Source organism: Pseudomonas sp. LBUM1645 (assembly GCF_059716185.1).
The window spans coordinates 704354-718090 of the sequence record NZ_CP166811.1 but is presented as its reverse complement, the minus strand read 5'-3'; the positions used below and the strand labels follow the sequence as shown (position 1 = coordinate 718090).

The following is a 13737-nucleotide window of genomic DNA, read 5'->3' as shown; positions in this document are numbered from 1 at the left end:
CTTAGCCCTGATTGAGCAATTGACGCAAATCGATCACTGCGGCGTTGGCCCGGGAGATGTAGTTGGCCATGACCAGCGAGTGGTTGGCCAGCACCCCGAAGCCGCTGCCATTAAGGATCATAGGACTCCAGACCGGTTCCTGCGAGGCTTCCAGTTCACGAATGATCTGACGCACGCTGACCGTGGCGTTCTTCTTGGCCAGCACATCGGCGAAGTCGACTTCGATGGCGCGCAGCAGATGGGACAAGGCCCAGGCCTGACCGCGAGCTTCGTAGAACACGTTGTCGATCTGCATCCACGGGGTTTCGACGATTTCTTCGTCTACCTGCGGCACCTGACCCGGGGCCAGGACTTCGGTTTTCAGCGCGGTGTTGAGCTTGACCCGGCCTACGCTGGCCGACAGCCGTTGCGACAGCGAACCCAAACGAGTACCGACATCGCCCAGCCAGTTGTTCAGGTTGTCGGCGCGCGCATAGAACAGCGCGCTTTTCTGACTCGGGTCGGAGAGCCGCGCCTGATAACGGCTCAGGGAGTTGATGCCTTCCTGGTATTCGGACTCACTGGAGGGCAGTACCCAGCTCTTGTTGTCGAAGTTGAAGCGCGGCTCGGCCTTGGCCAGGTCAGCGTCTTCGGTGGACTGCGACTGCGAACGGGCGAAGTCTTTACGCATGGCACGACTCAGGTCGCGGACCTGGACCAGCACGCCATATTCCCAGCTCGGCGTGTTATCCATCCACAGGCCCGGCGGAAAACGGTCGTTGGAAATATAGCCACCCGGCTTGGTCAGCAAAGTACCGGCGACGGTCTTGAGGGTTTCAACCGTGGTGTAGCCGATGACCATTTGCTTGCCTTCTTTCTCGGCGGCCATCTGGGCATTCTGCTGAACCGGAAACAGCGCAGGTTCCTGGCTCCAGTACCAGCCCAGCGCAATAGCCACCAGCAAGTAAATGGCAATCAGAGTGGCCAGCGCCCGGCTGAACAATACGCCACCCAAGTAACTGCGGGTGGCCGATTTCGGTTCAGCGGCACGTTCAGGCGCGCTGCCCGCGCGGTTCTTCCAGTCCAGCATGGCGATATCCTTTCAATCACTTGAGTTCATCGGTTCGACCACAACCCTATCTCATCGTGCCTCGTTTGCCGCGCATTAAATCCTGCGTAAACACTACCCGCACAATGACCACGATCGACGGCCACTATAAATGAAGCACAGCTTCGATCCTATGCGACCAACCGGTCAGTAACTGAATCAGGTCGCTTTGCAGTTAATTGACGTACGACACTCATACGATGGAAAAGAGGTGCTAGCATAGAGCCACCAGTCGATCTCAGCATGCACCCTAACTAGTAGTCAGGATATGACCGAGCCAGAAGACCCCAGCCGTGAGCGCCTCAAGCACCACTTTGCCCAGCGGGTAATTCATCAGGCACGTCAAATTCTTGAGATATGGCAGCGCCTGCAACGCAGCGAGTGGTCCACCACCGACTTATCGGAACTGAGCGAGGCCAACCTGCGCCTGCTGCGTTTCGCCGAACGCTTCGAACAACCTGAACACACGCAGTTGGCACGCCACATCGGTCAGTCGCTGGAGGCGGTCGACGCCAATCGCGGACGCCTGAGCAGCGGACTGATCACTGACCTCAATCGTTTGATGCAGCGCCTGTCTCGCACCGGCTTGCGCCATGGCGATCAGTTGGACCAGACCTTTCTGCCGCCGCTGCGCAAGCCGATCTACGTGATGCTGCAGGATTACGACCGCGCCGAGCGCCTGGCCAAGCAGCTGGAATTTTTTGGGCTCAGCGCGCAAGCCCTCGACAGCGTTGCGGCGTTCCGCTCTTCGATGGTCGAGCGCTTGCCTGCGGCGATCGTCATGGACGTGGACTTCAGTGGCGCCGGCATCGGCCTGAAACTGGCTGCCGAAGCCCAGGAAGGCCTCGATCATCAATTGCCGCTGTTGTTCTTCAGCTTGCACGAAACCGACACCCCGACCCGTCTCGCCGCCGTGCGTGCCGGTGGCCAGGAATTCCTGACCGGCACCCTCGAAGCCTCGAGCCTGCTGGAGAAAATCGAAGTCCTGACCTGCGTTGCCCAGTACGAACCTTATAAAGTGCTGATCATCGACGACTCCCGCGCCCAGGCCCTGCACACCGAACGCCTGCTCAACAGCGCCGGGATCGTCACGCGGACCTTGATCGAGCCGATCCAGGCCATGGCAGAGCTCGCGGATTTCCAGCCAGACCTGATCATCCTCGACATGTACATGCCGGCCTGCACCGGTACTGAACTGGCCAAGGTGATCCGTCATAACGACCGTTATGTCAGCGTGCCGATCATTTACCTGTCGGCCGAAGACGATCTGGACAAGCAGCTCGACGCCATGAGCGAGGGCGGCGACGACTTCCTGACCAAACCGATAAAGCCACGACACCTGATCACCACCGTGCGCAACCGCGCGGCGCGGGCGCGCAATCTCAAGGCGCGGATGGTGCGCGACAGCCTGACCGGCTTGTACAACCACACCCACATTCTGCAATTGCTCGAAGATTGTTCGTTCCGCGCCCGCCGCGAAAACAAGCCGCTGAGCTTTGCAATGCTCGACATCGACCACTTCAAACGGGTCAACGACAGCCACGGCCACCCCATGGGCGATCGGGTGATCAAGAGCCTGGCGCTGTTTCTCAAGCAACGCTTGCGCAAGACCGATTTCATTGGCCGTTACGGCGGTGAAGAGTTCGCGATCGTCATGCCGGACACCGATCTCGAATCGGCCCACAAAGTGCTCGACGAAATCCGTCGACGCTTTGCCGAAATTCACTACCCGGCGCAACCGCAGGATCTCTGGTGCACGTTCAGCGCCGGGGTGGTGGAACTGTGTGAAAACACCGACAGCGTGATGATGGCCAGCCAGGCAGACGAAGCGCTATACCGCGCGAAGGACGCCGGACGCAACCGCGTGCAGGCTGCGCGGACGTCAAAGCAAAGTGCCACTTTTTCATCGGAATCGACCCATTCGGTCATAACCCTGTAACACAAACGCAATAAATTCAGGCGCTTACCATTCTGCCGCTGGTAGACCCGCGATGCGCCTGAAGCTGCTGACCAATCTCAATACCCTCCTTTTAGTCGCCGTGTGCGTGGCCCTTGGCGCCACGCTTTGGTGGTCGCAGAAGGCCCTGGAACGCCCCTATCTATTGATGGAGCGTTACCTGGGCTTGTCCCAGCAATTTCAAAATGAAGTCGCACGCAACATCGAGGACTACCTCGCCAGCGGCGATGCCCTGCGCCTGAGTAGTGCCAGCCAGGCCATCGACGGCGTGCAAAAGGAACTCGGCGAGTTGCCGCCGGCGTTGGCCGACACCTTGCGCCCGAGCTTGTCGAACCTCGAAGAATTCAGCAAAACCGATCTGCTGGCGGCCGGCAAACTGGCCGGTGATCCGCAAGCGCTGCTGCTGCAGGCTGAACGGGAACTCGGCGCCAGCCTCGATCAGCTCAGCCAATACGCCAGCGCTAACGCGGCGTATCTGACGCCGTTGCTCGCCGCCTCCCAGCACTTGGGCAAGTTGTCTCTGGCCCGGGACAAACTGGTCAGCAGCGGCCGCAGCGAATTGGCCGCCGATGTCGAGCGTGAAGTCGCCAACATCCGCACCCAGGCTGAGCTTCTGGAAACGTTGCCGCTGCTGGGTGTGACGAGCAAAAGTGAATCGGGCACGGATGATTTCGCGGCGATGATGGGCCTGGAGAACACTGAAAAAGCCGTTGCCGAGGATGCTGGCGTCGGCCTCAAGCGTGAACTGAACAGCCTCCTCACTCGCTACCCGGCCGAACTGGCGCGCACACGTGACCAGATCCAGAAACGCACCGACCTCAGCGCCGCCACTCACCTGAAAATCGCCGCCGTGCAGCAGGCCATCGCTGGACTGGAGCCGGTGGTTCGCGCCCAGCACGGACAGATCCAGGGCGAAGTGCGGTTGATGCAAGGCGTGATGATTGGCCTGATTCTGCTGATTGCTTTGCTGATCGACACCTTGCAACGGAAACTGGCCCGGACGCTGACCAACCTCGCCCCGGCCCTCTCGACCTGGGCCGAGGGCGATTTCAGCCAGGACATTCAACTGGGTAAAACCAATCGCGAACTGCATGACATTCAAGCTTCGCTCAATCGCTTGCGCGCCTATCTGGTCGACCTGGTCGGGACCATTCGCCTCAACGCTGAGCAGGTCGCCGGTAGCAGCCGAACCCTGGCCGAGTTGAGCAATGACCTGCACAGCGGCGCCGAACATCAGGCCGGCGACACAGCGCTGATCCGTGATTCTCTCGGCGAACTGGAAGCGACCATTCAACAGGTTGCCGGTGATGCCAGCCAGGCCGCCGACGCCAGCCGTCATGCCGGATTGGCGGTGGAGCATGGCCAGAAAGTCATCGGTTTGAGCCTCACCGGTCTGCACGCGCTGGTTGGCGAAGTGCAAGGCAACGCGCAAATGATCGAACACCTGGCCGAAGAGTCGGCAACCATCGGTGGCGTGCTGACGGTGATCCGCTCGATTGCTGACCAGACCAACCTGCTGGCCCTGAACGCTGCCATCGAAGCGGCCCGAGCCGGGGAAATGGGTCGAGGGTTTGCGGTGGTGGCCGAAGAAGTTCGCTCACTGGCACAACGCACCGCTGGCGCCACAGCAGAGATCCAGACCCTGATCGCCGGTTTGCAAACCGCGGCGCGACAATCGGTGGAAGGCATGCGCGCCCAGGTCGAACACGCCGAAGCCACTGCCAATCAGGCCCAGGCCGCCGACGGTGCGCTGGATAAAATCGTCGGCGCGATCCAGACCATTTCCGACACCGCCGTGCGCATCGCCGATGTCACCGCCCAGCAGAGCGGCGCCGTCAGCGAGATCCGCGATCACAGTGAGCGGATTCACCAATTGGGTGGGGATAATTTGCTGCGCATTGGTGAAGGGCGCGTACAGGGAGAGAATTTGCTGGTGTTGGGTGGACGACTGCATACCGCCGTCCAAGCCTTCCGCGTCTGATAAATCGCCATCGCGAGCAAGCTCGCTCCCACAGGGGAACGCATTCCAAATGTGGGAGCGAGCTTGCTCGCGATGGCGCCAGAACAATCACCGCAAGACTCCCCACCCTGCACACCCCGCGACTGTCCGCTATCATGCCCTCACTTTCGATACGCGAGATTGTCATGCGCCGTTTGCTCTGCCTGTTGTTTTTAGTGCTCGCCCTGCCGGCCACCGCCGCTGGCTTGCTGGACAGTCGGCCCAGTTCGACGCTGGGCTCGATCAACAACAGCGCCGACTTCCTGCCGGTGCGCGAAGCATTTCAGCTGAGCCTGGTAGAAAGCACACCGAAATCGATCAAACTGCGTTTCGTCGCCACCGAGGGTTACTACCTCTACCGGCACCGCTTTCAGTTTCGCGCCGACCCGGCCGATGCAGGCCTGGGCGCCGCGCAACTGCCCAAGGGAGAACAGAAACACGATGAGTATTTCGGTGATGTCGAGGTCTACCACGGGGTTCTCGATGTAGAGGTGCCGCGCACCGATCAACGCGCTTTCATCCTAGTGGTTACGTACCAGGGTTGCGCCGACAAAGGCTTGTGCTATCCACCCGAGACCGAACGCCTGAGCATTGATGGCAGCGCTGGTACGACTCCAGCCTGGAGCTGGCGCGAACTGGCGCTGTTTTTCCTCGCAGGCCTGGGCCTGACGTTCACTCCGTGTGTGCTGCCGATGCTGCCGATCCTGTCCGGCGTGGTGTTGCGCGGCCAAGTGGGTGGTTTACGCGGCTTCAATCTGTCCCTCGCTTATGTGCTGCCAATGGCCGCCTGCTTCGCCCTGCTCGGGGCATTGATGGGGATGTTCGGCGCACAACTCAATCTTCAGGCGCGGCTGCAATCGGCGTGGGTGCTGGTGCCGTTCGCGATGTTTTTTGCGCTGTTTGCCTTGGCGATGTTTGGCGTCTTCGAACTCAAGCTGCCTCACGCCATCAGCAGTCGGCTGGATCGGATCGCCGGTCGCACCGAGGGTGGTTCGTTGTGGGGCGCCGCGGTGCTGGGCGTGGTTTCCAGCCTGCTGGTGTCGCCCTGCGTCTCGGCACCGCTGGCCGGCGCGCTGCTGTACATCAGCGCCAGCGGCGATGCATTGGGCGGTGGTCTGAAATTGTTCATGCTTGGCCTGGGCATGGGTGCACCGCTGTTGCTGGTCGCCACCGGTGGCGCCGCCTGGCTACCGAAAAGCGGCCCCTGGCTGATCTATGTGAAAAACGCGATTGGCGTTTTGTTGCTGGGGCTGGCGATCGGTCTGCTCAGTCGAGTACTGCCGGGCCAGATCACGCTGCTGCTGATCGGCTTGTTGGCCGGTGGCGTTGGCTTGTTCATGGGTGCGCTGGAGTTCGTCTACAAACCGCCGAGAAAACGCCTGGGCCAGTTGCTGGGAATGTTCCTGCTGTTTTATGCGCTGGCGTGTTGGTATGGAGCGTTCAGCGGCCAGACCGACCTGCTCAATCCGATTGGTCAGCCGCGCACGGTTGCCGGCAACGAGCAACCGCAAAACACCAGCGCCTGGCAAACCGTCAGCACCCCGGCAGACCTGGACCGCGTCCTCGCCGAAGCCAAATCATCGGGCACCCCGCTGCTGCTCGACTGGTACGCCGACTGGTGCATCAGTTGCAAAGTCATCGAACATAAGGTGCTCAACGACGCCACGGTCGTCGAACGCCTCAAAGGCTATCGCCTGATCCGCTTCGACATCACTGCCAGCAACGCCGAGCAACGCGCCCTGCTCGACCGCTACAAACTGTTCGGCCCGCCAGCGCTGATGTTTTTCGGCAAGGACGGCGTCGAACACGCCGATGTGCGAGTGATCGGCGAGATCAACGCCACCGACTTCGCCGAACGTGTTGCCAAAGCAAATGACCGGATTTAATAACCCGGTCACATATTTCGCGCAAACATCGGCCATCGTGCTGGCTATTGCATAGAACTGGACAGTCACAAAGGCTTTGCGGCATAGTCGCCGGGTTCTGACAATTGCACACAGATAACAAGGAACAGCAGATGGCGACGCTACTGGTTCTGCACGGACCCAACCTGAACATGCTCGGCACCCGTGAACCGGGCACCTACGGCGCTACGACACTGGCGCAGATCAACCAGGACCTGGAACGCCGTGCCCGTGAAGCCGGCCACCATTTGCTGCACCTGCAAAGCAACGCCGAGTACGAATTGATCGACCGCATCCACGCTGCCCGCAGCGAAGGTGTGGACTTCATTCTGATCAACCCAGCAGCTTTTACGCACACAAGTGTCGCATTACGTGACGCGCTGCTGGCGGTGAGCATCCCATTCATCGAAGTGCATTTGTCTAACGTGCACAAACGCGAACCTTTCCGCCATCACTCTTACTTCTCCGATGTAGCGGTGGGAGTGATCTGCGGCCTTGGCGCCAGCGGTTATCGACTGGCCCTGGAGGCCGCCCTAGAACAGCTTGAAAGACCGGCAACAGCTTGAACAACAAGCGTAACGCCCCTGACCGACCCTTGGGAGTTGATGATTCATGGATATCCGTAAAGTTAAGAAACTGATCGAACTGCTGGAAGAGTCCGGCATCGACGAGCTCGAGATCAAGGAAGGCGAAGAGTCCGTACGCATCAGCCGTCACAGCAAGACCCCGGCTCAGCAGTACTACGCACCGGCTCCAATGCATGCTCCGGCGCCTGCGCCTGTCGCTGCTGCCCCGGTTGCTGCCGCCGCACCTGCTGCTCCGGCCGCGCCAGTTCTGAACGGTAACGTTGCCCGTTCGCCTATGGTCGGTACCTTCTATCGCAAGTCTTCGCCATCCTCGCCGTCCTTCGTTGAAGTCGGCCAGACCGTGAAGAAAGGCGACACCCTGTGCATCGTCGAAGCCATGAAGATGATGAACCACATCGAAGCTGAATCCAGCGGTGTGATCGAATCCATCCTCGTCGAAGACGGCCAGCCGGTTGAGTACGACCAACCGCTGTTCACCATCGTTTGAACCGCGGAGAAACTTTGATGACTGCGAAGTTGGAAAAAGTTCTGATCGCCAACCGCGGTGAGATCGCCCTGCGGATCCTGCGTGCCTGCAAAGAGATGGGCATCAAGACTGTCGCCGTTTACTCCAAGGCCGACAAAGAGCTGATGCACCTGGGTCTGGCAGACGAATCCGTCTGCATCGGCCCGGCCTCGGCCGCGCATTCTTATCTGCACATCCCGGCAATCATCGCCGCGGCTGAAGTGACCGGCGCTACCGCCATTCACCCAGGCTACGGTTTCCTTGCGGAAAACGCTGATTTCGCTGAACAGGTCGAGAACTCCGGCTTCGCGTTCATTGGCCCGAAAGCCGACACCATTCGCCTGATGGGCGACAAGGTATCGGCCAAGCACGCCATGATCGCGGCTGGCGTTCCAACCGTTCCGGGTTCCGACGGCCCATTGCCTGAAGACGAAGAAACCGCTCTGCGCATCGGTCGCGAAGTCGGTTACCCGGTGATCATCAAAGCCGCTGGCGGCGGCGGTGGTCGCGGCATGCGCGTTGTGCATAAAGAAGAAGACCTGATCTCCTTCGCCAAACTGACCCGCACCGAAGCAGGCGCGGCGTTCGGCAACCCGATGGTCTATCTGGAAAAATTCCTGACCAACCCACGTCACGTGGAAGTTCAGGTACTTTCCGACGGCCAAGGCCACGCCATCCATCTGGGCGACCGCGATTGCTCGCTGCAACGTCGTCACCAGAAGGTTCTCGAAGAAGCGCCGGCACCGGGCATCGACGAGAAGGCACGGGCTGAAGTCCTTGCACGCTGCGTCAAGGCTTGCATCGACATCAACTACCGTGGCGCGGGTACTTTCGAGTTCCTGTACGAGAACGGCGCGTTCTATTTCATCGAAATGAACACCCGCGTTCAGGTTGAGCACCCGGTTTCGGAAATGGTCACCGGCATCGACATCGTCAAGGAGATGCTCAGCATCGCCGCTGGCAACAAGCTGTCGTACACCCAGGAAGACGTCGTCATCCGCGGTCACGCACTTGAATGCCGGATCAATGCCGAAGACCCGAAAACCTTCATGCCAAGCCCTGGCACGGTCAAGCATTTCCACGCTCCAGGCGGCAACGGCGTTCGCGTCGATTCCCACCTGTACAGTGGCTATGCCGTTCCGCCGAACTATGATTCGTTGATCGGCAAGCTGATCACCTACGGCGCAACCCGTGACGAAGCCCTGGCGCGCATGCGCAATGCGCTGGACGAAATCGTTGTCGACGGGATCAAGACCAACATCCCGCTGCACCGCGATCTGGTCCGCGATGAAGGCTTCTGCAAAGGTGGAATCAACATCCACTACCTGGAACACAAGCTGGCTGGCGAAAAGCACTAAGCTTCGACCCCATCAACAAAGCCGCCTTCGGGCGGCTTTGTTGTTTCTGAAGGTTTCACCCATCCCTACGGGGCTAATCTGACAGGCACCGGTCTGTCCGGGCTGGCTATAATCGCCCTCTTATCAGCGCAACGCCGATGAACCAGAGCCAGCCCATGCCTGTAAAACTGCCCATCAATCTCAACGATCTCTTGCGCCAGCGGACAGTCGAGGGTGAGCGAGTCGAATACAAATCAGGCTGGAATCCTGATCCGATCATTCGCACGCTCTGCGCTTTCGCCAACGACTTCGAAAACCTGGGCGGTGGTTACGTTGTGATTGGGCAGGATTGCGATGCCAATGGTCAGCCGATCTTTCCTCCACAGGGGCTTTCCGATCAGGCGCTCGATAAGATCCAGCTCGAACTGCTAGCGGCTTGCCAATCAATTCAGCCTGCTTACTTTCCAGTGTTGAGTATGGAAGAGGTCGAGGGTCGCAAGTTAATCGTGCTATGGGCGCCCGGTGGGCAAAATCGCCCCTATAAAGCTCCGGCGGCTGTGACAGCCAAACATAGAAGCTTGCATTACTACATCCGTCGCTACAGCAGCACGGTGGAAGCCAATGGCGAAACCGAACAAGAACTCTTGAGCCTTACTGCCAAGGTGCCTTTTGATGATCGCTTCAATCTGGGCGCTCGTGTCAGTGATCTGTCCAAACCTCTAATGCAAAGCTTTCTGCAAGAAGTGGGCAGTGCCTTGGCCGAGGATGCAGCAGTTCTGTCTACCGAAGCGCTAGGGCGACAAATGAACGTCGTGGGAGGCCCGATCGAGTCGCCATGGCCTAAAAATGCTGGCCTGATGTTCTTTAGCCCAGCCCCAGAGCGATTCTTCCCCGGCACACAGATTGATGTGCTGTGGTTTCCGGAGGGTGCTGGTGGTGATCGCTTTGACGAAAAGATCTTCAAGGGGCCACTGGCAACCATAACCCGCGAATCACTGGCCTATATCCAGCGCAACTACCTGCATGAAACAGTGATCAAACACGCAGACCGCGCCGAAGCTACACGGATCTGGAATTTCCCCTTCGCAGCAATTGAAGAGGCGCTGGTCAATGCCGTTTATCACCGGTCCTATGAAGAACGCGAACCTATTGAGGTCCGCATCAGCCAGGAAGAATTGGTGATTCTGAGCTTTCCGGGGCCAGACCGCTCGATTCGAATGGAGGACCTGCGAATAGGCCGCGCCATGAGCCGCCGCTACCGTAACCGGCGAATTGGTGAGTTCCTGAAAGAACTGAGTCTGACCGAAGGCCGCTCGACAGGCATCCCGAAAATTCTCAAGGTCATGGCGGTCAATGGCTCACCTGCGCCACTATTTGAAACCGACGATGATCGGATTTCGTATGTCGTACGGCTTCCAGCGCACCCTCAGTCACAGAGAGCAGAAGCAACAACCATGGAAGTCAACATGGAAGTCAACATGGAAGTCGCTTCGGTGCTAAGGGCCATTGAAGGCAACATGAGCAGGCTGGAACTTCAAACCAGAATGGGCCTGAAAAACGCCGACCACTTCCGCAAGGCTTACATACTGCCGGCCATGGCCGCCGGGGTGCTTGAAATGACACTGCCTGAACGCCCCAACAGCCGCCTGCAACGCTATCGTCTGACAAACAAAGGCCTGCAATGGCTCACAGCCAATAATGCAGGGAATCAGCATTAATATGTGATCCAGACCAACAAAGCCGCCTTCGGGCGGCTTTGTTGTTTCTGAAGGTTTCGATCTATGGACCACCGCGCATACTTGTAGCAGCTGGCGAAGCCTGCGTTCGGCTGCGAAGCAGTCGTAAAACCTGAGTGCGCGGTCTTCCAGAAATACCGCATCGCTTGATTTCACGACTGCTTCGCAGCCGAACGCAGGCTTCGCCAGCTGCTACAGGTGCGCGTTGCAACATCGCTGCTGCGTTCGGAGCTACCTCACTCCCACAAAAGCCGCGCGCTCGCGTAAACTTGCGCGCTTCTCGCAGCCCGCTAGGCTGCAATCAATATTTTTCAAAGGTGCCCGCCATGCCTTGGCTGCAAGTCCGTCTCGCCATCAGCCCAGAACAAGCCGAAACCTACGAAGACGCTTTCCTTGAAGTGGGCGCCGTATCGGTGACGTTCATGGACGCCGAAGATCAGCCGATCTTCGAGCCGGAACTCAACACCACGCCGCTGTGGTCGCACACGCACCTGCTGGCCCTGTTCGAAGGTGGCACCGAAGCCGCCACCGTACTGGCCCACCTTGAGTTGCTGACCGGCTGCCCGCTGCCCGAGCATCACAGCGAAGTCATCGAAGACCAGGACTGGGAACGTAGCTGGATGGACGGTTTCCAGCCGATGCGTTTCGGCCAGCGCTTGTGGATCGTTCCGAGCTGGCACGCCGCACCCGAGCCTGACGCGGTGAATTTGCTGCTGGATCCGGGCCTGGCGTTCGGCACCGGCACTCACCCGACTACCGCGCTGTGCCTGGAATGGCTTGACGGTCAGGACCTGAAAGACTGCAACGTGCTGGACTTCGGTTGCGGCTCAGGGATTCTGGCCATCGCCGCCCTGCTGCTGGGCGCCAAGCAAGCCGTCGGTACCGATATCGACGTGCAAGCCCTGGAAGCCTCCCGCGATAACGCCGGGCGCAACAACATTGCCGAAGAGCTGTTCCCGCTGTATCTGCCAGAAGACTTGCCGCAGGTTCAGGCCGACGTGCTGGTGGCCAACATTCTTGCCGGCCCGCTGGTTTCCCTGGCGCCACAATTGTCCAGCCTGGTCAAGCCGGGCGGTCGTCTGGCGTTGTCGGGCATCCTCGCGGAGCAAGGTGACGAAGTCGCCAAAGCCTACGCTCAGGACTTCGATCTGGACCCGATCGCCAATCGCGATGGCTGGGTGCGCATCACTGGCCGTCGGCGCTAGAATGAGCGCCTGCATAAACCGGATCGCCGCATGACCGACAGCTTCGTCACCCAGTGCCCGCATTGCCAAACCAGCTTCCGCGTCAGCCATGCTCAATTGAGCGTGGCCCGCGGGGTGGTTCGTTGCGGCTCGTGTTTGCAGGTGTTCAACGCCGCCAAGCAGCTACTTGAGCAACGGGCCGGCAAAGACGCGATCACGCCGGCTGCCCCGGCCATCGTCGAACCGCCGGAGCCGCGGGCCATCAGCCAAAAGCAATGGACCGCCGCCGAGCTGGATCTGGACAGTCTGGACCTGGACGAAGAACTCGCCCGCCTCGAACAACGGGAGATCCAGCCGACCACGGAATTCAGCCGGCCCCGCGAAGACAACCTGAGTGCCAGCCGGGATACCGTCGAGCACGAAGAAGCGCCGTGGCCCGACAGCCTGTTCAGCGAATCGGCTGCCGATCGTGCGCAGACCACTGAAGCCGACTTGCCAGAGCTGGAACTCGATCCGAGCAAATACTCGCGCACCGAACCTTCGCTGTCCCTGGAACCGGTGGAACTGGACGACGAGTCTCTGCCGCCACAGCTGCGCCTGCACGACCCACTCGACGTACCGATGCATCACGAACGCCTGTCGGCGACCGATGACATCGACGACGATCTGCCCTCGATCGAGCCTGTGCGCAAAAAGCGTGAGCCGGCTGTCCGCGCCGAAGCCCTGCAAGACCTGACCGATGACCCATTGCAACTGGACTGGCAAAAACGCCGTTCACCCTGGGGGCGCCGATTTTTCTGGCTGCTGTTGATCCTGCTCGGCGCCGCCGCGCTCGCCGGCCAGTACATCGCCTACCATTTCGAGGAGCTGGCGCGTCAGGACCAGTACCGTCCGTGGTTCCAGCAACTGTGCCCACAAATCGGCTGCACCGTGCCATCCAAAGTCGACATCGCCAAAATCAAAAGCAGCAACCTGGTGGTCCGCAGTCACCCGGACTTCAACGGCGCACTGGTGGTCGACGCGATCATCTACAACCGCGCGCCCTTCTCCCAGCCTTTCCCGCTGCTGGAGTTGCGTTTTGCCGACCTCAACGGCCACCTGATCGCCAGCCGTCGCTTCAAGCCCGGCGAGTACCTCAACGGCGATCTCGAAGGGATGGCGGAGATGCCTCCGCAAACGCCAATCCACATCGCACTGGATATCCTCGATCCAGGCTCCAAAGCGGTGAATTACAGCCTGAGCTTCCATTCGCCCGAGTGAAACGGTTCAGTGTTACGGCTTTGACGGCATATTTCTGACTTTGACCGCTCACACCAAACCGCTGGCGATAACAGAATAACTGTTCAGATTTTGTTCAATTCAGCCTTTATCCAGTCATCGAGAGCGGGTATCATGCCAACCCTTTTTCGAACTCTCATGATCCGACCCCACAACAGGGAAG

9 protein-coding genes and 1 pseudogene are annotated in these 13737 nt (G+C 59.6%); 9 read left to right on the top strand and 1 reads right to left on the bottom strand.

The features are described from left to right. Nucleotide 1: 1 nt before the first annotated feature. Nucleotides 2-1069, bottom strand: coding sequence for a DUF2333 family protein (locus tag ACA079_RS03050; RefSeq protein ID WP_497702534.1), 1068 nt, complete (start codon nt 1067-1069; stop codon nt 2-4). Nucleotides 1070-1355: 286 nt separating this feature from the next. On the opposite strand from ACA079_RS03050, the gene gcbA reads away from it, so the two are divergent. The 9 genes and pseudogenes from gcbA to ACA079_RS03005 all read left to right on the top strand — a co-directional run bounded on the left by gcbA (nt 1356) and on the right by ACA079_RS03005 (nt 13556). Then, nucleotides 1356-3026 (top strand): diguanylate cyclase GcbA, encoded by a 1671-nt coding sequence (gene gcbA / locus ACA079_RS03045; protein ID WP_497702533.1) that lies wholly within the window; start codon nt 1356-1358, stop codon nt 3024-3026. Nucleotides 3027-4518: 1492 nt separating this feature from the next. After that, a pseudogene (locus ACA079_RS03040) lies at nt 4519-5025 on the top strand (methyl-accepting chemotaxis protein); the annotation flags it as partial. 164 nt (nt 5026-5189) lie between these two features. Further along, the gene (locus tag ACA079_RS03035) at nt 5190-6929 is read left to right on the top strand and encodes a protein-disulfide reductase DsbD (RefSeq protein WP_497702532.1); all 1740 of its coding nucleotides are present in this window, start codon (nt 5190-5192) and stop codon (nt 6927-6929) included. A 131-nt stretch (nt 6930-7060) separates the two neighbouring features. Beyond that, nucleotides 7061-7513 (top strand): type II 3-dehydroquinate dehydratase, encoded by a 453-nt coding sequence (gene aroQ / locus ACA079_RS03030; protein ID WP_033059577.1) that lies wholly within the window; start codon nt 7061-7063, stop codon nt 7511-7513. Between the two features lie 46 nt (nt 7514-7559). Beyond that, nucleotides 7560-8021 carry an acetyl-CoA carboxylase biotin carboxyl carrier protein gene (accB, locus tag ACA079_RS03025; protein ID WP_008153753.1) on the top strand — a complete coding sequence of 154 codons (462 nt, stop codon included), beginning with the start codon at nt 7560-7562 and terminating at the stop codon, nt 8019-8021. A gap of 17 nt (nt 8022-8038) precedes the next feature. Next, nucleotides 8039-9397, top strand: coding sequence for an acetyl-CoA carboxylase biotin carboxylase subunit (accC, locus tag ACA079_RS03020; protein WP_008153754.1), 1359 nt, complete (start codon nt 8039-8041; stop codon nt 9395-9397). Between the two features lie 155 nt (nt 9398-9552). Continuing rightward, nucleotides 9553-11094 (top strand): RNA/DNA-binding domain-containing protein, encoded by a 1542-nt coding sequence (locus tag ACA079_RS03015; RefSeq protein ID WP_497702531.1) that lies wholly within the window; start codon nt 9553-9555, stop codon nt 11092-11094. A 344-nt stretch (nt 11095-11438) separates the two neighbouring features. Further along, entirely contained in the window at nt 11439-12317 is an 879-nt protein-coding gene (prmA, locus tag ACA079_RS03010) for a 50S ribosomal protein L11 methyltransferase (protein WP_497702530.1), read from the top strand. A gap of 30 nt (nt 12318-12347) precedes the next feature. Further along, nucleotides 12348-13556, top strand: a complete 1209-nt coding sequence (locus ACA079_RS03005; RefSeq protein WP_497702529.1) for a DUF3426 domain-containing protein — start codon at nt 12348-12350, stop codon at nt 13554-13556. The last annotated feature ends 181 nt before the right edge of the window (nt 13557-13737 follow it).

Excerpts from the sequence above, each read along its gene's own strand:
- ACA079_RS03015 (WP_497702531.1), top strand. The coding sequence starts at position 9,553 with ATGCCTGTAAAACTGCCCATCAATCTCAACGATCTCTTGCGCCAGCGG.
- accB (WP_008153753.1), top strand. The coding sequence starts at position 7,560 with ATGGATATCCGTAAAGTTAAGAAACTGATCGAACTGCTGGAAGAGTCC.
- aroQ (WP_033059577.1), top strand. The coding sequence starts at position 7,061 with ATGGCGACGCTACTGGTTCTGCACGGACCCAACCTGAACATGCTCGGC.
- gcbA (WP_497702533.1), top strand. The coding sequence starts at position 1,356 with ATGACCGAGCCAGAAGACCCCAGCCGTGAGCGCCTCAAGCACCACTTT.
- prmA (WP_497702530.1), top strand. The coding sequence starts at position 11,439 with ATGCCTTGGCTGCAAGTCCGTCTCGCCATCAGCCCAGAACAAGCCGAA.
- ACA079_RS03050 (WP_497702534.1), bottom strand. The coding sequence starts at position 1,069 with ATGCTGGACTGGAAGAACCGCGCGGGCAGCGCGCCTGAACGTGCCGCT.
- ACA079_RS03005 (WP_497702529.1), top strand. The coding sequence starts at position 12,348 with ATGACCGACAGCTTCGTCACCCAGTGCCCGCATTGCCAAACCAGCTTC.
- ACA079_RS03035 (WP_497702532.1), top strand. The coding sequence starts at position 5,190 with ATGCGCCGTTTGCTCTGCCTGTTGTTTTTAGTGCTCGCCCTGCCGGCC.
- accC (WP_008153754.1), top strand. The coding sequence starts at position 8,039 with ATGACTGCGAAGTTGGAAAAAGTTCTGATCGCCAACCGCGGTGAGATC.